The following is a 722-nucleotide window of genomic DNA, read 5'->3' as shown; positions in this document are numbered from 1 at the left end:
GTCAGCGATTGATCGCGGTTTTCGCCAAAGGTGTATTTTGCCTTGAGCAAGCCGGAGGGCAGGGTAAAGGCGCTGTTGCCGATTTCGTCGCCATTGCCGTCTTGTTGGTTGTCTTGGTCACGCCATGTGTAGTTCAGCATGAATTCCATGTCTTGGGTGGGCTGCCATGCCAGCACGGTCGAGGACGTCAGGCCGTTGCCGTTGCTCGAAAATCCAAGCGTTTGCCCCAGAACATACCCCAGCTCGCCGCCCGTCAGGTCAGAGGCGTCTTTGGTTTCCAGCCGAACAACGCCGCCGACGATGCCGGACCCGTATTCAAAGCTGCCGACCGTGCCACGGATGACGCTGACGTTTTTATACAAGAAGGGATCGGTGAACAGTTGCGTCCCGATCCGGTACAATTCTTCGGCCCCGACATTGGCACCATCGATCTGAACCGCAACTTTCTGGTCGGTCCCGTAGGTGCTGTTGGCACCAAAGCCGCGGATGTTGATGCCAGACCCCTGAGGCGTGGAACCGTTCACAAGGCTAACGCCCGGCACCGAATCGATCAGCTCGGCAACAGTGCCAGCTTGCCGGTCATCGATTTCATCCTGATCGACAGTTGTTTGTGGAACGGCTGTATTTGTTTGTACCTTGCGCTTGCTTTCACCCAGAACCAGCGTGCCCAGAAACCCTTGGTCGGCTTCTTGTGCGTGCAACGTTGCAGCATTGATCGTGAT

1 protein-coding gene is annotated in these 722 nt (G+C 56.5%); it reads right to left on the bottom strand.

Going from position 1 to position 722, the window contains the following annotated elements; all coding sequences use genetic code 11:
* Nucleotides 1-722: TonB-dependent receptor plug domain-containing protein (locus tag KZZ06_RS20050; protein ID WP_219581759.1), on the bottom strand; the 722-nt coding region annotated here is incomplete at its 3' end.

The sequence above is a fragment of the Sulfitobacter sp. CW3 genome (assembly GCF_019392245.1).
Lineage (GTDB): Bacteria > Pseudomonadota > Alphaproteobacteria > Rhodobacterales > Rhodobacteraceae > Sulfitobacter.
The sequence above is the reverse complement of the archived record's forward strand: the minus strand, read 5'-3'. Positions and strand labels throughout refer to the sequence as shown.